Raw genomic sequence first — 18960 nt, 5'->3', positions numbered from 1 at the left:
GAAATTACCTATACAAAACTTGTTTTTTTGGTCGAATCACTATAGTTTCCCGTTGAACCATTTATTTTTTTAAAAATTATAAACTAGATGTTAGTCGCTTAATCAGCTCTGCATGTAAGCCTGGAGCTAAAATTCAACAAGTAAGCGATCATTATCTAACATTTAGAGCAATTTGTCTTCAGGATGTAGGAGTACGCATGGAGTTCAGTGTAAAAAGTGGCAGTCCAGAGAAACAACGTAGCGCATGTATCGTTGTTGGTGTGTTTGAACCACGTCGCCTTTCTCCAGTAGCCGAACAACTTGATAAAATCAGTGACGGTTACATCAGTTCACTACTTCGCCGTGGTGATCTAGAGGGTAAACCTGGTCAGATGCTGCTACTGCATCAAGTACCAGGTGTTTTGTCAGAGCGCGTTTTACTTGTCGGTTGCGGCAAAGAGCGTGAACTTGGCGAGCGCCAGTACAAGGAAATCATTCAAAAGACGATCAGCACACTTAACGAGACAGGCTCAATGGAAGCGGTATGTTTCCTAACTGAACTGCATGTTAAGGGTCGTGATACATACTGGAAAGTGCGCCAGGCTGTAGAAGCGACTAAAGATGGTCTATACACATTTAATCAATTCAAGAGCGTGAAACCTGAGACTCGCCGCCCACTGCGCAAGCTTGTTTTCAACGTACCAACGCGTCGTGAATTGAACTTGGGTGAAAAAGCAATCACTCATGGTCTTGCTATCGCATCAGGTGTCAAAGCCTCAAAAGACCTTGGCAACATGCCGCCAAACGTAGCTAATCCAGCTTACCTTGCTTCTCAAGCTCGTCGTCTAGCGGACGATTACGAAACTGTAACCACCAAAATTATTGGTGAGCAAGAGATGGAAAAGCTGGGTATGACCTCTTACCTAGCAGTAGGCCGTGGTTCTAAAAACGAATCTATGATGTCTATCATCGAGTACAAAGGTAACCCTGACTCAGATGCAAAACCGATTGTGCTCGTAGGTAAAGGTCTAACCTTCGACTCAGGCGGTATCTCTCTAAAGCCGGGCGAAGGTATGGATGAGATGAAGTACGACATGTGTGGTGCGGCATCGGTATTCGGTACAATGAAAGCGCTAGCGAAGCTAAACCTACCAATCAACGTTATTGGTGTTCTAGCGGGCTGTGAAAACATGCCTGGCAGCAACGCTTACCGTCCAGGTGACATCCTAACGACCATGTCTGGTCAAACTGTAGAAGTTCTGAACACGGATGCTGAAGGCCGTCTTGTTCTTTGTGACGCACTGACTTACGTAGAGCGTTTCGAACCAGACTGCGTGGTTGACGTTGCAACGCTAACTGGTGCTTGTGTTATCGCACTAGGCCACCATATCAGCGGCGTAATCTCTAACCACAACCCTCTTTCTCATGAGCTAGTAAACGCTTCTGAGCAAGCGAGTGACCGTGCATGGCGTCTACCAATGGCAGACGAGTACCACGAACAGTTGAAAAGCCCGTTTGCGGATATGGCAAACATTGGTGGTCGCCCTGGTGGCACAATTACTGCGGGTTGCTTCTTATCTAAGTTCGCGAAGAAGTACAACTGGGCACACGTCGATATCGCAGGTACCGCGTGGAAATCAGGCGCAGCGAAAGGCTCAACGGGCCGTCCTGTCTCAATGCTTGTCCAATTCCTTTTGAACCGCAGCGGCCAAGAGACAGAAGAGTAATTTCTGAACAGAATCTAAAAGGGCCGCAAGGCCCTTTTTTATTATCCTAATTTTCTAAAATGAAAGTGGGACTTAAGATGGTCTTAGGAAGAGACCCAAGGCAAGTGAGAGAATGATGCAAACTGCAACCTTCTACATCATTAACGAAGAGAGCCCGCAAGCAACGGTGGCTGGCTTTGAAGAATACATCGTGTTTTTGGCTCAGCACTTTGCTCGCCAAGGCGCTAAAGTGTATTTAAACTGCCAAGACAAACCACACGCCGAGCAGCTCGCTGAAGCCTTTTGGCAAGTTGATGCAGACAAGTTCATGGCACATAACCTCGTAGGCGAGGGACCGAAATACGCCACCAATATTGAAATCGGCCATGAAGGTGTAAAACCTAATTGGAACCGTCAGCTGGTAATTAATTTGGCGGAAAATGAGACAACCTTTGCGAACAAGTTTGCTCAAGTGGTAGACTTCGTGCCCTGCGAAGAAAAAGCTAAACAACTCGCAAGAGAAAGATATAAAATTTACCGTCAAGCAGGTTACCAGCTGCAAACGATCGAAATTCAATATCCTTAACGGTCAATCCTTATAGTTAAGGCGATCTTGTTAAGATCCCTCACTTATAAAGATTGACTAAGATTCAACCATCAACGTATCCATTAAAAGAGCGCTATGGAAAAGACATACAACCCAACTTCAATCGAACAAGCTCTGTATCAGACTTGGGAAGAGAAAGGCTACTTTAAGCCACACGGTGACACTACTAAAGAATCATACAGCATCATGATCCCGCCACCGAACGTCACTGGTAGCCTACACATGGGCCACGCGTTCCAAGATACGATCATGGATACGCTTATCCGTTGTGAACGTATGAAGGGTAAAAACACCCTTTGGCAAGTAGGTACTGACCACGCTGGTATCGCAACTCAGATGGTTGTTGAGCGTAAGATCGCTGCAGAAGAAGGCAAAACAAAACACGATTACGGTCGTGAAGCTTTCATCGACAAAATCTGGGAATGGAAAGGCGAATCTGGCGGCACTATCACTAAGCAGCTTCGTCGTCTTGGCGCATCTGTAGACTGGGATCGTGAACGCTTCACGATGGACGATGGTCTATCTAACGCCGTTCAAGAAGTGTTCGTACGTCTATACGAAGACGATCTAATCTACCGCGGTAAGCGTCTAGTTAACTGGGATCCAAAGCTACACACAGCGATTTCAGATCTAGAAGTAGAGAACAAAGACACTAAAGGCCACATGTGGCACTTCCGCTACCCACTAGCAGATGGCGCAAAAACAGCGGATGGCAAAGACTACATCGTTGTTGCAACGACTCGTCCAGAGACCGTGCTAGGCGATACGGGTGTTGCAGTTAACCCAGAAGATCCACGTTACAAAGATCTTATCGGTAAAGAAATCATCCTTCCTATCGTTGATCGTCGCATCCCAATCGTGGGCGATGAGCACGCAGATATGGAAAAAGGTACTGGCTGTGTGAAAATCACACCTGCGCACGACTTCAACGACTACGAAGTAGGTAAGCGCCACCAGCTACCAATGATCAACATTCTGACTTTCGACGCGAACATCCGCGACTCAGCAGAAGTATTCAACACTAACGGCGAAGCAAGCGACGCTTACAGCACTGAGCTACCAGCTAAATACCACGGTATGGAGCGTTTTGCCGCTCGTAAAGCTATCGTTGCTGAATTCGACGAGCTAGGCCTACTTGAAGAAGTGAAAGATCACGATCTACAAGTTCCTTACGGCGACCGTGGTGGCGTGGTTATCGAACCAATGCTAACTGACCAATGGTACGTGCGTACTGCGCCTCTAGCGAAAACCGCAGTTGAAGCAGTAGAAAACGGCGACATCCAATTCGTTCCTAAGCAATACGAAAACATGTACTTCTCTTGGATGCGTGACGTTCAAGACTGGTGTATCTCTCGTCAGCTATGGTGGGGTCACCGCATCCCAGCTTGGTACGACAACCAAGGTAATGTTTACGTAGGTCGCACTGAAGAAGAAGTTCGTAAGAACAACAACCTAGAGTCAGTCATTGAACTTCACCAAGACGAAGACGTACTGGATACGTGGTTCTCTTCTGCACTATGGACGTTCGGTACTCAAGGTTGGCCAGAGCAAACTGACGATCTGAAAGTATTCCACCCTTCAGACGTACTAGTAACTGGTTTCGACATCATCTTCTTCTGGGTTGCGCGCATGATCATGATGACCATGCACTTCGTGAAAGACGAAAACGGCAAGCCACAAGTACCATTTAAGACGGTTTACGTTACTGGTCTAATCCGTGACGAAAACGGCGACAAGATGTCCAAGTCGAAAGGTAACGTACTTGACCCAATCGACATGATTGATGGTATCGACCTAGAGTCTCTCGTAGAGAAGCGTTGTGGCAACATGATGCAGCCTCAACTAGCGAAGAAGATCGAGAAGAACACTCGTAAGACGTTTGAAAACGGTATCGAAGCATACGGTACAGACGCACTGCGTTTCACTCTTGCAGCAATGGCATCAACAGGTCGTGATATCAACTGGGATATGAAGCGTCTTGAGGGTTACCGTAACTTCTGTAACAAACTATGGAACGCAAGCCGTTACGTAATGATGAACACAGAAGAGCAAGATTGTGGCTTCAACGGTGGTGAGATTGAATACTCACTAGCAGACAAATGGATCGAGTCTCAGTTTGAACTTGCAGCGAAAGCATTCAACAACCATATCGACAACTTCCGTCTAGATATGGCTGCGAACACGCTTTACGAATTCATCTGGAACCAATTCTGTGACTGGTACCTAGAGCTAACTAAACCCGTTCTATGGAAAGGTACTGAAGCGCAACAGCGTGGTACTCGCCGTACACTAATCACGGTACTTGAGAAGACTCTACGTCTGGCTCATCCTGTGATTCCTTACATCACTGAAACTATCTGGCAAAGCATCAAGCCACTAGTTGAAGGTGTAGAAGGTGAGACAATCATGCTTCAAGCACTGCCTCAATTCGACGAAGCAAACTTCAACCAAGAAGCGCTAGATGATATCGAATGGGTGAAGGCGTTCATTACCAGCATCCGTAACCTACGTGCTGAATACGACATCAACCCTGGTAAGCCGCTTGACGTTATGCTGAAAGCAGCAAATGCAGAAGATGCCTCTCGTCTAGAAGCAAGCAAGCAAGTACTGATGTCACTAGCGAAGCTAGAAGCAGTACGCGTGCTTGAAGCTGGCGAACAAACTCCAGCGTGTGCAACGGCACTGGTTGGCAAGTCTGAGCTGATGATCCCAATGGCGGGTTTGATCGACAAAGATGCAGAGCTTGCTCGTCTAGATGGCGAAATCAAGAAGACGCACGGCGAAATCAAGCGTATCGAAGGCAAACTTGGCAACGAAGGCTTTGTAGCGAAAGCACCTGAAGCTGTTGTTGCTAAAGAGCGTGAGAAGCTTGAAGGCTACAAAGAGACACTAGCTAAGCTAGAAGAGCAGAAGACAACGATCGCTGCACTTTAAGCCTCCGTGAAAGAGAAGAATTAACACTTCTCACTTTGAATCCAAAGGTTGGCCATCATGGTCAACCTTTTTTGTATATCTTTCACCAAAAACCATCATCAATAGCTTTCCCCTATCGCAACAATACTCATCATCCATTAGCATTAATGAGAATTATTATCGATAATGAACTCATCGAAACAAACACGATTGAGTAATTATCATGAAAAAGACACTAACTTTCGCAGCACTGCATTTTACTATCGCATTTAGTGTCGCTTACGTACTCACAGGCGACATTCTAATTGGTAGTTTAATTGCCATGATTGAGCCTTCAGTGAACACCGTAGCCTTCTACTTTCATGAAAAGGCATGGGCAAAAGTCCCAGCACTTAAAGCTCGTCAGTGGATGACCAAATTAAAAACCGCAAGCTTTGCGACCGTGCACTTCAGCGTCGCTTTTACCGTGGTTTACTTACTAACAGGTGATGCATTCGTCGGCGGCGTAATGGCGATGCTAGAGCCGAGTTTGAACACGGTGGTTTACTACTTCCACGAGAAAGTATGGATGCGTAAATCATCAGAAAAAGCTCCAGCACCGCAGTTTTGTTTACATCACCACGCTTAAACATGGAGGCTCACTACGTCTCCTAACGAGAAAAATGACATTTACCATTGACAAGGTTGCGCACCGCAATTAATTTAATTGCGATGCGCAACTTTATTTTTAGAGGTAAGTGATAATGAACGCTCGTCAACTTCGACACTACTCCCGTCAAGCCGTCCGATTGCTTGGTATGCTTGATAAACAATGCGGCGATGTCGCTCTCACTCCAGTGCAAGCGCACGCATTGGGTGAAATCCAATTGCAGCCATTGACCATCAATCAGCTGGCACAGCAGCTTAATGTCGACAAGTCCAACGCGAGCCGAACCGTTACTGGTTTGATTAAATTAGGTTTGGTCGAGAGCATCGAAAACCCAAAAGACAAACGTAGTCAACTCGTAGCGATTACAGAGCAAGGCCAACAGGCGTTATCGCAATTGGACCAACAGCAAAACCACTTCTTTGAACAGCTGCTTACCCAACTCGATGACAGCGAGCAAGAGCAACTCAAACTTGGTCTAGAGACTTACCTAAAAGGGCTAACAAAAGTGTGTCAGGCTGAGGAATACGTTCTTCGACCTCTTACTAAAGCAGACAACCCGCAAGTCGCAGATGTGATTCGTAAAGTCTCTGCAGAATACGGCTTAACCGCAGACAAAGGTTATGGTGTGGCCGATCCAACGCTTGATGATATGTATTCGGTTTACAATCAATGCGGGGCCGCCTACTGGGTCATTGAACATCGCGGAGAGATCGTTGGTGGCGGTGGCTTTGCCCCTTTAGCTGGCGAGCCAAATGTGTGTGAACTACAAAAGATGTACTTCTTACCTCAAACACGAGGGCACGGTTTAGCCAAACGCATCGTCGCATTGAGCTTACAATTGGCGAAACAATTTGGGTATCAGCAGTGCTATTTAGAGACAACTGAATGTCTGAGAGAAGCGGTAAGCTTGTATGAAAAGCTAGGCTTTGAGCATCTCGATACCCCGCTTGGACAAACAGGGCATGATGCATGTGAAGTAGTGATGCTTAAAACACTGTAATAAAGAGCATTACTAAGAGTTAAAGCACAACATGGGTAACACAAAGCTCCTGGCTCAAGGCAACAGTGAAGTTTTGGTGCTGCCCATCCAACTCAACAGACAACTGGTAGAGATCACTTGGATCAGGATCAGTAAGATCGGCATACTTTGGCGCTTCGATCTGGAATAAAGCGCTCGCATGCTCCGCTCGGACATCAATAGGAATATGGTAAGTCATACCATTAAACTTAACCGATGCAGAGACCAGACCCGGCGCAAAAGTTTGATAGTACAAGTCTACTTTAAACTCGCAACCACCACCGTGGTGCCAAATCTGCTCGGTTGCCACGCGGTCTAAACGTACATTGCGAATGAACTGCAGATACGGTTCTTGCCATACCCCTAAGCGCTCGTCACTCTTTTGGTATTCATGATCTGCAAGTGAACACAACTCCGGTTTATCCTCATCCAACAGAAGATCTTCTTCTTCCTCAAGGAATAGGATCTCAAAACGGTTGCGCCCCATCTGCATGAACGGGCGAATGTCTTTCTTGTAGACATTTTGAGAACCGTCACAGTCAAACAATGCTACTCCGTTCAAACGCACTTCTGCATGGTAATCCACACCACCCAACACCATTTCTACCGCTGGGAATGCCATCATGGATTCGTCCACTTCAATGTCATGCATCAGGTGCCACTCTTGCTGACGAATTGCTTCTTCTGTCAGTTCAGCTGGCAATACCTGACTCAAAGGAGCAGGGAAAGTAATGTCATCCTGTGGGATAGAAAGGTCCGTCAGTGGAGAGACTTGCCATAAACCGGCGAGTGAGAGTTGCATATACACCTTGAGCTAGATCAATTTTCACGCATTATAGGGAGAAATCCCCTATAAACTCAATGTGAATTATTTATCGTCTCCACATTCGTCAGTTTTTCAAGGTATAAAAAAACCAGCGTTAAACGCTGGTTTTTCCAAAAGTAGTGAGCTTTGATTACTCGCCGTCTTCATCTTCTTCAGGGTAAAGCGCATCTTCGCCTTCGTAGTACGTACCCCAACCGTCATAGATGATGTCGTATTTTTCTGCCAAGTGAATCAATTTTTCAACTTGCGCATCAATTGCTTCTGCGTCAAGTGCGGACTCCATAGTCGCATCACAGCAAAGCAACTTGTTACCATCTTCATCTTCAGTTTCTTCTGCTTCAAGAACTTCAAAGCCCATCTTGAATGCTTCAACTACCGCTTTTTCTAGCGTGTCAAAATCTTCTGCAAACAGGTGGTGCTCAATTTCGTATAGCGAATCTGGATCGCTGCCATCTTCTAGCAATGCTGCAATGATATCGCGAGTCTCTTCCTTTTGAATCTCAATTAATTCTTCTACTGATAGATATTCATCTTCGTGAGACATGTTTTGGCTCCAGATTAGTTACTTGATGGAAACACAATACCCGATACTGAGTATGCTGATCCGGTGAAATATGGCATGGATTGCGATGAAAAGCCACAAACAAACATCATACCACTGCGATTCTTATCGGTTATTTGAATCTAAATATTAAACCGACCACACAAAGAAACAAAAAATTAACAAAGAATGGCATTTTTTAATATTCAGAACATCCTAATTGACACTTAATGTGGTTATTTTCTCTTTCTATGCGTGTTTATGATGCTTTCTTGAATACACTCACGTGTAAAACGAAGAAGCATAACGAATAAATTCACTTTAATAATGCATAGTTTAGAATAAAAATGCACGTTTTATGCACTGTGCGTGTATTCTTTCTCAACGGGAAAATTAGAATAAAAACGCACGCACTCTAATTTTAGTAAAATAGCATTTATATCTAATAATAAATTTCATAAGAATCAAAATAAAAATAAAAAACTCACAAAACCAGAAACACCAGAATATAAACAAAGCTTGATAACTTGCATCTTTCTAGGAAGCTTGTCATAACTAATGGCTGGAAAATTTGTAAGGATACAAAATGAGCAAGCTGTACGTTGGATCAGAAGTTGGTCAACTTCGACGAGTTCTATTAAATCGCCCTGAACGCGCCCTAACCCACTTAACTCCGTCAAACTGTCATGAGTTGCTATTTGATGACGTTCTTGCTGTAGAAGCGGCAGGTGAAGAGCACGATGCATTCGCACGTACGCTGCGCGAGCAAGACGTTGAAGTGCTTCTCCTCCACGATTTACTGGTCGAAACCCTCGCCGTTCCAGAAGCAAAACAATGGCTGCTGAACACTCAGATTTCTGACTTTCGCTACGGGCCAACATTTGCGCGAGACCTACGCCAATACTTTTCAGAAATGGATGATGAACATCTTGCCTGCATCTTTTTAGGTGGCTTAGCTTACTCAGAGCTACCGATCTCCTCATCTTCTATGCTGCCAAAAATGAAGCGTCCTCTCGACTTTGTTATTGAGCCACTGCCTAATCACCTCTTTACTCGTGATACCTCATGTTGGGTTTATGGTGGTGTATCGCTCAACCCAATGATGATGCCTGCACGCCAACGTGAAACAAACCACTTACGTGCAATTTATCGTTGGCACCCAATTTTTGCTGGCCAAGATTTTATCAAATACTTCGGTGACGATGATCTGCATTATGATAATGCGAATGTCGAAGGCGGTGATGTGTTGGTTATTGGTAAAGGTGCAGTTCTTATCGGTATGTCTGAGCGTACGACTGCTCAAGGTGTAGAGAACCTTGCAGCGAGCCTATTTAAAGCAGGCCAAGCTACCGAAGTTATTGCAATTGATCTGCCTAAACACCGCTCATGTATGCATTTAGACACTGTGATGACCCATATGGATGTAGATACTTTCTCTGTCTACCCAGAGATCATGCGCAAAGATCTCGACACATGGCGCTTAACACCAAAAGGCAACGGTGAAATGCATGTTGAAGCCTCACATAACTATCTGCACGCGATTGAGTCCGCTCTTGGCTTAGATCAGCTGAAAATCATCACCACTGGTGGCGACAGTTATGAAGCGGAACGCGAACAATGGAATGATGCCAATAACGTTCTAACTGTAAAACCGGGCGTAGTAATTGGTTACGAACGCAACGTATACACCAACGAAAAATACGATAAAGCTGGCATCAAAGTACTGACAGTACCTGGTAACGAGCTTGGTCGTGGTCGCGGTGGCGCTCGCTGTATGAGCTGTCCAATAGAACGAGACGATATATAACTTACTCGTCCCTTTACATTAGGCGAATCAAAACTAAGGTTGATGTGAATACATCAACCTTTTTTAGCTTCAGTTGAAAATAATTATTCACAATAAAAGCATTTATATGTTTTAATGGATTCTATTAATCTAATCACATGTACTAAGGGACGAGCTATGGCTTTCAATTTACGTAACCGCAACTTTTTGAAGCTATTGGACTTCTCAACCAAAGAAATCCAGTTTTTGCTCGAACTGTCTGCAGAGCTGAAAAAAGCTAAATATGCAGGAACAGAGCAGAAGACACTTCAAGGTAAAAACATCGCACTAATCTTTGAGAAATCTTCGACTCGTACCCGATGTGCGTTTGAAGTCGCTGCCTTTGACCAAGGTGCTCAAGTCTCTTACATCGGCCCTTCTGGCTCGCAGATCGGTCATAAGGAATCGATGAAAGACACCGCTCGTGTTCTTGGTCGTATGTACGACGGGATTGAATACCGAGGCTTTGGCCAATCCATTGTTGAAGAGCTTGGTACTTATGCTGGTGTTCCAGTGTGGAATGGTTTAACGGATGAGTTCCACCCAACCCAGATCCTTGCTGACTTCCTGACCATGCAAGAGCACGGCCGTGGTAAACAGCTACATGAAATAACCTTCGCTTACCTAGGTGATGCACGCAACAACATGGGTAACTCACTTATGGTGGGCGCAGCGAAAATGGGCATGGATATTCGCCTTGTCGCGCCAAAAGCGTTCTGGCCTGAAGAAGAGCTCGTGGCAACTTGTCAAACTATCGCGCAACAAACCGGTGCAAAAATCACGTTAACAGAAAGCGTTGAGGAAGGTGTGAAAGGTTGTGACTTCCTATACACCGACGTTTGGGTGTCTATGGGTGAGTCTGCCGAGGCATGGGATGAACGTGTAGCGTTAATGACACCTTATCAAATCAATATGGACGTGATTGAGCAAACGGGTAATCCACATGTGAAATTCATGCACTGCCTTCCAGCTTTCCACAATGATGAAACCACCGTCGGCAAAGAAGTCGCTGAAAAATACGGTATGAAAGGCCTTGAAGTAACAGAAGAGGTATTTGAATCGGAATACTCCATCGTATTCGACGAAGCTGAAAACCGTATGCATACCATCAAAGCCGTGATAGTTGCGACGCTAGGAAGCTAAACCAGTGCGCAAAAACAGCCGATAAAAACCATGATGTAATCGCTTGCGCTCACGAAAGTTAAGCGTATAATGCTCGGCAATTTGTCTGAGGATTAAGAAATGACCACGCTGATTGCTGACGTAAAAACGCGATTTGCTCTCGCTAAGCGACTACGCTTACGTGGTGTTATTTTCGTTAATTCTATTGAATTTTAAAACCTCCCCATTGGGGAGGTTTTTTTATGTCCAAAATTCCTTTCGGTTATTTGGATGTAGTCATCAATGTTATAGGGAAGAAGATCATGGCGAACTCGCTTTACCAGAAGCACATCATCTCTATTCCAGAGCTTTCACGCGAAGAACTGGAACTTATCGTAGAAACAGCAGGTAGCCTTAAAAAAGCACCTCGACCAGAACTGATTAAAAACAAAGTCGTTGCAAGTTGTTTCTTTGAACCATCAACACGTACACGTTTATCGTTTGAAACAGCGATTCAGCGCATTGGTGGTGACGTGATTGGCTTTGATAATGATGGTAATACCTCTCTGGCGAAAAAAGGCGAAACACTCGCAGATTCAGTACAAGTCATATCTTCTTACGTCAATGCCTTTGTGATGCGTCATCCACAAGAAGGCGCCGCTCGCTTGGCATCTGAATTTTCAAATGGCGTGCCAGTGATCAACGCGGGCGACGGTGCAAACCAACACCCAACTCAAACGCTACTCGACCTATACACCATCGCGGAAACACAAGGGCGTCTAGACAACCTGAACGTCGCATTCGTAGGTGACCTAAAATATGGCCGCACAGTGCACTCACTGACTCAAGCCTTAGCAAAGTTTAACAACATCCGCTTCTTCTTTGTTGCACCAGATGCGCTGGCAATGCCAGATTACATCTGCGAAGAACTAGACGAATCTGGCATTCAATATAGCCTACACACAGACATGGAAAGTGTGATTCCTGAACTGGATATTCTGTACATGACACGCGTACAGAAAGAACGTTTTGACGAATCGGAATACGCACATATTAAGTCGGCTTACATCCTAACGGCGGCACTACTAGAAGGCGCGCGTGAGAACTTGAAAGTGCTGCACCCACTACCACGTGTGGATGAAATCACAACTGATGTTGATAAAACGCCTCATGCTTACTTCTTCCAGCAAGCTCAAAATGGCGTGTATGCTCGCCAAGCACTGCTGGCGCTTGTTCTAAACGAAACACTGTAATCGAGGGGAAAAATCATGGCTAAAGAAACTCAATTGCAGGTAGAAGCAATCAAAAATGGTACGGTCATCGACCACATCCCTGCGCAAATCGGCATCAAAGTATTAAGACTGTTCGATATGCACAATTCATCACAACGCGTAACGATTGGACTGAACTTGCCATCATCAGCACTCGGTCATAAAGATCTACTCAAAATCGAAAATGTGTTTATCAATGAAGAGCAAGCGAGCAAGCTAGCGTTGTATGCTCCTCACGCGACCGTGAATCAAATCGAGAATTATGAAGTGGTGAAAAAGCTCGCGTTAGAGCTTCCTGAGCGCATCAATGATGTATTTGAATGCCCAAATTCAAACTGTATTTCTCATAATGAACCAGTAGAAAGCAGCTTTAGCGTGTTCGAGAAAAAACAAGAAATCCGCCTAAAGTGTAAATACTGCGAGAAAGTGTTCTCACGCGAGATCGTAACCGAGCGATAAACACGCCGCACGACTAGGCTGTGATACGTTTAAAATACCCTGCAATGCCAGGGTATTTTGCTCTTTACCTACCGAGGGTTTAGAGGCAAACTGAGAATCTTTATTCCCTACAACTGATGGAAAAAATCAAATGACGAAAGTACTTCACACTGAGTCTGCACCAGCAGCAATCGGTCCTTACGTTCAAGGCGTAGATCTAGGTAACATGGTTCTTACTTCAGGCCAAATCCCAGTAAACCCAGCGACAGGTGAAGTGTCTGCTGATATCGCAGAACAAGCTCGTCAGTCTCTAGAAAACGTAAAGGCTGTAGTTGAATCTTCAGGTCTTAAAGTATCTGATATTGTAAAGCTAACGGTTTTTGTTAAAGACCTAAATGACTTTGGCACAGTGAACGAAGTTTACGGCAAGTTCTTTGATGAGCACGGCGTAGCAAACTACCCTGCACGCTCTTGTGTAGAAGTGGCTCGCCTACCAAAAGATGTTGGCATCGAGATTGAAGCAATCGCTGTTCGCAAATAATTGCACTTGCTGACAAACAATAAAAAACGGGTAGCTCAGGCTACCCGTTTTTTATTGTCTTTTCGTGATGATATCGCAGTAAAACTTAAGCAGCGTTGCGCTGTTTGACTTCTTCATCTAACGATTCAAGCTTCTCTTTCATCTGTTCACGACAGATATTCGCTAACTCGCGAATGCCCTCTTTACCATAGCCTTCAGTGCTGATTGGAGGTAGCATTTCAACAATCACATGACCATTGTTCCAACGGTTCAGCTTAATTTTATTCGTCGAGCTACATACGATAGGAATGATTGGCACACCTGCACCAATTGCCGCATGAAAAGCACCTGTTTTGAATGGCAGCAAACCACGTCCACGAGAACGCGTGCCTTCTGGGAACATCCACACCGAAACATCACTTTCTTTCATGCTGCTCACGACCTGATCGATAGTACCTTTTGCTTTAGAACGATTCGCTCGGTCAATCAGAATGTTACCCGTAAGCCAGTAAAGCTGACCAAACAGTGGCATCCAAGCCAAGCTCTTTTTACCTACTGTCACAACTTTCGGAGTCACAGCCGCAGAAACAGTAAACATGTCCCAGTTGTTCTGGTGGTTAGCAATGTAAACATGTTGGCCGCGTGAATACGCATCTTCAGGGATACGCAACTCTAACTTAATCCCAAACACACGAGACATCTTGGCAAACAAACGGCCAAAAGTGAAAACGTGCTTAGGGTTTCTAGGGCTTAATAGGCAGTAACCACAACCACCAATAAACATAACAATCGCAAAGATAGCGACAGCAAATACACGTAACAGTGCAATCATTCTTGTTCTCCAGGAACCGGCTTTTGCCAGATACAGCTATTAATATCTCTCTTTCCATAAAGGGAAAATATGGTCATGAGAGTGATATAAAAAAGCCGAAACTCAGGTTTCGGCTCTCTTGATATCCAAGTTACCTGCGGTGCAGTTTAACTTGCCTAGCTCACTCGCTCAATATTTGCGCCAAGTGCAGCCAGTTTATTTTCGATTTTGTCGTAACCACGGTCGATATGGTAAATACGATCAACGACGGTTTCGCCTTTAGCAATGCAACCTGCAATAACCAAACTAGCCGAAGCTCGTAGATCGGTTGCCATCACTTGCGCACCGCTAAGTGACTCAACATCACCACAGATAACCGTATTGCCTTCGATCTCAGCTTTAGCGCCCATACGCATGAGTTCTGGTACGTGCATAAAGCGGTTTTCAAAGATAGTCTCAGTGATTACGCCGCCACCTTTCGCCATCATGTTCAGTAGCGTAAATTGAGCTTGCATATCCGTCGGGAAACCAGGATGTGGCGCAGTACGTACACTTACCGCTTTTAGCTCGCGGTCGGTCATATCAACGGAGATCCAATCTTCACCCGTTTCGACAAGCGCGCCAGCTTCTTCCAGCTTGGCGAGAACCGCTTCAAGCAAATGAGCATTAGTGTTGCGACATACCACTTTACCGCCAGATACCGCTGCTGCGACAAGGAATGTTCCCGTCTCAATACGGTCAGCAACCACGTTGTGTTTACAACCGCCTAGGCGCTCAACACCTTCAATCGTAATGGTATCTGTGCCAGCGCCAGAGATTTTTGCGCCAAGCTTATTTAGGAAATCAGCGGTATCGACGATTTCAGGCTCACGCGCAGCGTTATCTAGTGTTGTTGTGCCTTCCGCCAGCGCTGCGGCACACATGATGGTGATCGTCGCGCCTACGCTGACTTTATCCATCACGATGTGCGCGCCTTTTAGACGACCATCCACTTCTGCTTTCACATAACCATCTTCTAATGTAATGGTTGCGCCAAGCTGCTCTAAACCAGAAATATGCAGATCCACAGGACGAGCGCCAATAGCACAACCGCCTGGTAAAGAAACCTGACCTTGACCAAAGCGCGCCACCAAAGGACCCAAAGCCCAAATAGAAGCACGCATGGTTTTCACCAAATCATAAGGCGCACAGTATTCTGTAATACTGCTTGGATCAACATGAACAGAGCCATTGCGGCTTACTTTCGCGCCTAAACGCTTAAGCAATTCCATGGTTGTATCGATATCACGAAGGTGTGGTACGTTTGCCACTTCTACTGGCTCTTCCGCCAAGATAGACGCAAATAAAATCGGCAGTGCTGCGTTTTTTGCACCTGAAATGGTCACTTCACCAACTAGTGGTTTATCTGACCCAATAACTCGAAACTTTTCCATCAATAAACCTTAAAGCGACATCAATTTCTTATCACGAGCCCACTCTTCTGGTGTGAACGCTTTGATTGATAATGCGTGAATGTCGTTACGCTGGATGTATTCCATCAGAGGAGCATAAATTAGCTGCTGCTTCTTAACGCGGCTCATTCCATCGAAACAAGCATCAACAGCAACCACTTCATAGTGGCTACCTTCACCTTTCACATGCACTTCTTGAAGGTTTAGTGCTTCTTCTAATAACTGTTGTACTTTTGCGCTATCCACAATTTACCCCTGATAATTCTGTATGTGTTTGGCCACTAAAGATTCAACATTGCTCAGTTGAAACAAAGTGCGCAGTTGCGCCGGCACGAAACTGAGCATTATATGACAGTTTTGCTTTTTTGCATGCTCTAATAAGTGGATTAACATCACCATTCCTGCAGAGTCGACGCGCTCTATCTCTTTTAGCGAGCATTCCAGCTCCGATTGAGCAGGTTGCCATTGCTGTGCATACGCCCACAATGAAGGCACTGTATCTCTATCAAGTGCCCCTGTTAGCTTAAGAATGTTTTGATCCAATTGCCACTGAGCGGGAGTCTGGGCCATTATTTCTTAGCCTCGAAGCGGATCGGTTCTGCGGCCAATTTTTCTAGGTCTTTAGCAACAGATAGAATACCTTCTTGACGAATTTTACTGTTCCATTCGGATTGTTTACTAGAAAGCAAACTAATGCCCTCTGCAATCATATCGAATGCTTCCCACTCACCAGACTGGTTGTCTTTACGCAGTTTAAACTCAAGTTTGATGTTTGGACGCGGAGTATCGATGATATCAACTTTAATGCTTGTAATACGCTTAGAGTCATCAATGCTAGGCTCAGGACCAAACTCAATTTTTTGGTCAGAGTATTGCGTCAACACTTGTGCATAAGACGCAATCAGGTACGCACGAAATGCATCGATAAACTCAAGTACATCTTCACGCTTAGCACCTTTTAAGTTTGGACCAAGAAGTTTTAACCCTGCATAGCGGTAGTTGACGTAAGGCATTAGCTCTTCTTCAACGATCACTTTAAGTAAATTTGGATCTTGTTTGATTTTCGGCTGTTCGGCTTTCAATCTTTCGAACGTGACTTCAGCTACCTGCTTCATCATCTTATAAGGTTCAGTTTTATCCACCTCTGCTGCTGTTGCTCCAAATACGCTAAACACAGCACAAACTGAAAGTAGTAATCTCGCTAACATAGTTATTCCTTACTTGAGTCGTCTGAACCACCTACGCTGTATAGTACTTGACCAATTAAGTCTTCAAGCACAAGCGCCGATTTGGTGTCTTCGATGGTATCACCATCCACCAGCATGACTTCATCATCAAAAACGAAGCCAGGTACTAAACCAATGTATTGCTCACCAATCAGGCCAGATGTCAAAATTTGTACGCTCGACGTTTCTGGGAACTGATTGTATTTACTATTGATAGATAGTGTTACAACTGGCAATAAGTTGTCTGGGTTAAGCGAAATACTACTTACTCGACCAATCACAACGCCCCCCACTTTTACGGGCGAACGAACTTTTAAACTGCCAATATTATCGAACTCGGCTTTGAGGGTATAAGTATCACCAGAGCCAATGCTTTTTACGTCAGCAACTTGAAAAATCATCACAAGAATCGCGCAAATTCCCGCTAATACAAAGCTGCCAACCCATAATTCAGTTTTACGTGTTTGTTGCATGATTAATTCCCAAACATCAATGCGGTCAGTACAAAGTCTAATCCTAGTACTGCTAAAGAAGAATGCACAACAGTGCGCGTAGTTGCTCGGCTGATCCCTTCCGATGTTGGAATAGCATCATAACCGTTAAATAGAGCGACCCAAGTAACCGTAATTGCAAACGCAAAACATTTGATCATACTGTTACCAATGTCTTGCCCTAGCTCAACAGAGGACTGCATCGCTGACCAAAAACTGCCGTGATCAACGCCTTTCCAGTCAACACCAACAAGCTGAGCGCCCCAAATTCCCACAGCCATGAAAATCATAGCCAGTAAAGGCATTGAGATAACCCCAGCCCAAAACCGTGGTGCAATCACTCGTTTCAATGGGTCTACCGCCATCATTTCAAGGCTAGACAGTTGTTCCGTTGCTTTCATTAGACCTATCTCTGCGGTTAACGCAGAACCGGCACGACCAGCAAACAAAAGTGCAGTAACAACGGGTCCTAATTCACGGAGTAACGAAAGCGCTACCATTTGCCCCAAACTGCCTTCTGCGCCGTAATCCACCAACACAACATAGCCTTGTAGACTCAAAACCATTCCAATGAACAGACCAGATACGACGATGATCGCCAGCGACTGAACACCAACAGAATAAAGTTGCTTAACAAGCAGAGGAAAGCTTCTGATCGGTTGTGGCTTAGAAAATAGCGCCCCAATCAACATGAAAGTCGCACGACCAAATGCTCCGCAAATAGAAAGCGTGCGTCGACCCAGCGAGGCGACAAAGTGAATGAAGTTATCGACCATCAAATAAGTCCTTTTCGATACTTTGAGAAGGGAAACGAAACGGTACAGGACCGTCGGCATCACCTTGTAAGAACTGCTGGACACGAGGATCAGAGTTTTGAGTCAGCTCTTCTGGCGTACCATAGGCGATGATTTTTCCATCGGCCATCAGGTATACCCAGTCAGCAATACTCATGACTTCAGGTACGTCGTGAGAAACCACAATAGAGGTCAAACCTAACGCTTGGTTTAGATTGCTAATTAGCTCAACCAAAACGCCCATAGTGATTGGGTCTTGCCCCACAAACGGCTCATCGTACATGATCAGATCAGGATCAAGTGCGATTGCACGAGCCAAAGCAGCGCGTCTTGCCATACCACCTGAAAGCTCACTCGGCATTAATTGCGCCGCGCCGCGCAGACCGACAGCTTCGAGCTTGAGTAACACCATGGTGCGAATCAAATCTTCCGATAAATCGGTATGCTCTCTCAATGGAAAGGCGACATTATCAAAAACATTCAAATCAGTGAATAAAGCCCCTGACTGGAACAACATGCTCATTTTCTTTCGAGCATGGTAGAGTTTTTTACGCGAGAGAGAGGGAATATTGTCGCCATCAAACCAGATCTCTCCTTGCTCGGGATACAACTGACCACCAATCAAACGCAGCAGTGTTGTTTTACCAATTCCCGATGGTCCCATAATGGCCGTCACTTTGCCCTCAGGAACATGCAGATCAATATCATCAAAGATCATGCGTTCTCCCCGTGAAAAAGTGAGGTTGTTCACGGTGACTAAATCGTTGTTCGACATATCATCTCTTCTACTGTA

General features: G+C 45.1%; 20 protein-coding genes. 10 read left to right on the top strand and 10 right to left on the bottom strand.

Annotated elements, in window-relative coordinates:
* The first annotated feature begins 197 nt into the window (after positions 1–197).
* From pepA to R7Q48_RS20205, 5 genes are all read left to right on the top strand, one after another.
* On the top strand, positions 198–1706 hold the full coding sequence (gene pepA / locus R7Q48_RS20225) for a leucyl aminopeptidase (protein WP_005381073.1): 1509 nt from the start codon (positions 198–200) through the stop codon (positions 1704–1706).
* 115 nt (positions 1707–1821) lie between these two features.
* Positions 1822–2271 (top strand): DNA polymerase III subunit chi, encoded by a 450-nt coding sequence (locus tag R7Q48_RS20220; RefSeq protein WP_031777270.1) that lies wholly within the window; start codon positions 1822–1824, stop codon positions 2269–2271.
* Between the two features lie 96 nt (positions 2272–2367).
* Positions 2368–5226, top strand: coding sequence for a valine--tRNA ligase (locus R7Q48_RS20215; RefSeq protein ID WP_025767623.1), 2859 nt, complete (start codon positions 2368–2370; stop codon positions 5224–5226).
* A 202-nt stretch (positions 5227–5428) separates the two neighbouring features.
* Positions 5429–5833 (top strand): DUF2061 domain-containing protein, encoded by a 405-nt coding sequence (locus R7Q48_RS20210; protein WP_137282381.1) that lies wholly within the window; start codon positions 5429–5431, stop codon positions 5831–5833.
* A gap of 115 nt (positions 5834–5948) precedes the next feature.
* Positions 5949–6854: a bifunctional helix-turn-helix transcriptional regulator/GNAT family N-acetyltransferase gene (locus R7Q48_RS20205; RefSeq protein ID WP_137282382.1), complete on the top strand. Its 906-nt coding sequence runs from the start codon at positions 5949–5951 to the stop codon at positions 6852–6854.
* Between the two features lie 19 nt (positions 6855–6873).
* Here R7Q48_RS20205 and R7Q48_RS20200 read toward each other — a convergent pair whose 3' ends face one another.
* On the bottom strand, positions 6874–7674 hold the full coding sequence (locus R7Q48_RS20200; RefSeq protein ID WP_104975633.1) for a glycosyl hydrolase 2 galactose-binding domain-containing protein: 801 nt from the start codon (positions 7672–7674) through the stop codon (positions 6874–6876).
* Positions 7675–7828: 154 nt separating this feature from the next.
* On the bottom strand, positions 7829–8242 hold the full coding sequence (rraB, locus tag R7Q48_RS20195; protein ID WP_005385523.1) for a ribonuclease E inhibitor RraB: 414 nt from the start codon (positions 8240–8242) through the stop codon (positions 7829–7831).
* A 583-nt stretch (positions 8243–8825) separates the two neighbouring features.
* Between rraB and arcA the strand changes: the two genes are divergently transcribed.
* The 5 genes from arcA to R7Q48_RS20170 all read left to right on the top strand — a co-directional run bounded on the left by arcA (position 8826) and on the right by R7Q48_RS20170 (position 13415).
* The gene (arcA, locus tag R7Q48_RS20190; RefSeq protein ID WP_005381082.1) at positions 8826–10046 is read left to right on the top strand and encodes an arginine deiminase; all 1221 of its coding nucleotides are present in this window, start codon (positions 8826–8828) and stop codon (positions 10044–10046) included.
* 156 nt (positions 10047–10202) lie between these two features.
* A complete protein-coding gene (locus R7Q48_RS20185; protein WP_318132422.1) occupies positions 10203–11207 on the top strand; it encodes an ornithine carbamoyltransferase in 1005 nt (334 codons plus the stop codon).
* Positions 11208–11488: 281 nt separating this feature from the next.
* Entirely contained in the window at positions 11489–12418 is a 930-nt protein-coding gene (gene pyrB, locus R7Q48_RS20180) for an aspartate carbamoyltransferase (protein ID WP_104975635.1), read from the top strand.
* A 15-nt stretch (positions 12419–12433) separates the two neighbouring features.
* Positions 12434–12895 carry an aspartate carbamoyltransferase regulatory subunit gene (pyrI, locus tag R7Q48_RS20175; RefSeq protein WP_005381086.1) on the top strand — a complete coding sequence of 154 codons (462 nt, stop codon included), beginning with the start codon at positions 12434–12436 and terminating at the stop codon, positions 12893–12895.
* Positions 12896–13025: 130 nt separating this feature from the next.
* Complete coding sequence (locus tag R7Q48_RS20170; protein ID WP_005381087.1) at positions 13026–13415, top strand: RidA family protein; 390 nt, start codon at positions 13026–13028, stop codon at positions 13413–13415.
* A gap of 85 nt (positions 13416–13500) precedes the next feature.
* On the opposite strand, the gene R7Q48_RS20165 is transcribed toward R7Q48_RS20170, so the two are convergent.
* The 8 genes from R7Q48_RS20165 to mlaF all read right to left on the bottom strand — a co-directional run bounded on the left by R7Q48_RS20165 (position 13501) and on the right by mlaF (position 18942).
* Positions 13501–14226: a 1-acylglycerol-3-phosphate O-acyltransferase gene (locus R7Q48_RS20165; protein WP_005381088.1), complete on the bottom strand. Its 726-nt coding sequence runs from the start codon at positions 14224–14226 to the stop codon at positions 13501–13503.
* A 155-nt stretch (positions 14227–14381) separates the two neighbouring features.
* Positions 14382–15638 carry a UDP-N-acetylglucosamine 1-carboxyvinyltransferase gene (gene murA / locus R7Q48_RS20160; protein ID WP_005388419.1) on the bottom strand — a complete coding sequence of 419 codons (1257 nt, stop codon included), beginning with the start codon at positions 15636–15638 and terminating at the stop codon, positions 14382–14384.
* Between the two features lie 9 nt (positions 15639–15647).
* Positions 15648–15902 carry a BolA family iron metabolism protein IbaG gene (gene ibaG, locus R7Q48_RS20155; RefSeq protein ID WP_005381092.1) on the bottom strand — a complete coding sequence of 85 codons (255 nt, stop codon included), beginning with the start codon at positions 15900–15902 and terminating at the stop codon, positions 15648–15650.
* A gap of 3 nt (positions 15903–15905) precedes the next feature.
* Positions 15906–16226 carry a lipid asymmetry maintenance protein MlaB gene (locus R7Q48_RS20150; protein ID WP_005381093.1) on the bottom strand — a complete coding sequence of 107 codons (321 nt, stop codon included), beginning with the start codon at positions 16224–16226 and terminating at the stop codon, positions 15906–15908.
* Positions 16226–16864 (bottom strand): phospholipid-binding protein MlaC, encoded by a 639-nt coding sequence (gene mlaC, locus R7Q48_RS20145; RefSeq protein ID WP_005381098.1) that lies wholly within the window; start codon positions 16862–16864, stop codon positions 16226–16228. Before mlaC ends, R7Q48_RS20150 begins: the two co-directional genes overlap by 1 nt.
* Before the next feature lie 2 nt (positions 16865–16866).
* Positions 16867–17355: an outer membrane lipid asymmetry maintenance protein MlaD gene (gene mlaD / locus R7Q48_RS20140; RefSeq protein ID WP_005381099.1), complete on the bottom strand. Its 489-nt coding sequence runs from the start codon at positions 17353–17355 to the stop codon at positions 16867–16869.
* A gap of 2 nt (positions 17356–17357) precedes the next feature.
* Positions 17358–18149, bottom strand: coding sequence for a lipid asymmetry maintenance ABC transporter permease subunit MlaE (gene mlaE, locus R7Q48_RS20135; RefSeq protein WP_005381100.1), 792 nt, complete (start codon positions 18147–18149; stop codon positions 17358–17360).
* Positions 18139–18942, bottom strand: coding sequence for a phospholipid ABC transporter ATP-binding protein MlaF (gene mlaF, locus R7Q48_RS20130; protein ID WP_005388422.1), 804 nt, complete (start codon positions 18940–18942; stop codon positions 18139–18141). The genes mlaE and mlaF overlap by 11 nt, the downstream gene beginning before the upstream one ends.
* Positions 18943–18960 lie beyond the last annotated feature (18 nt).

Source organism: Vibrio sp. 378, from assembly GCF_033339435.1.
The sequence above is the reverse complement of the archived record's forward strand: the minus strand, read 5'-3'. Positions and strand labels throughout refer to the sequence as shown.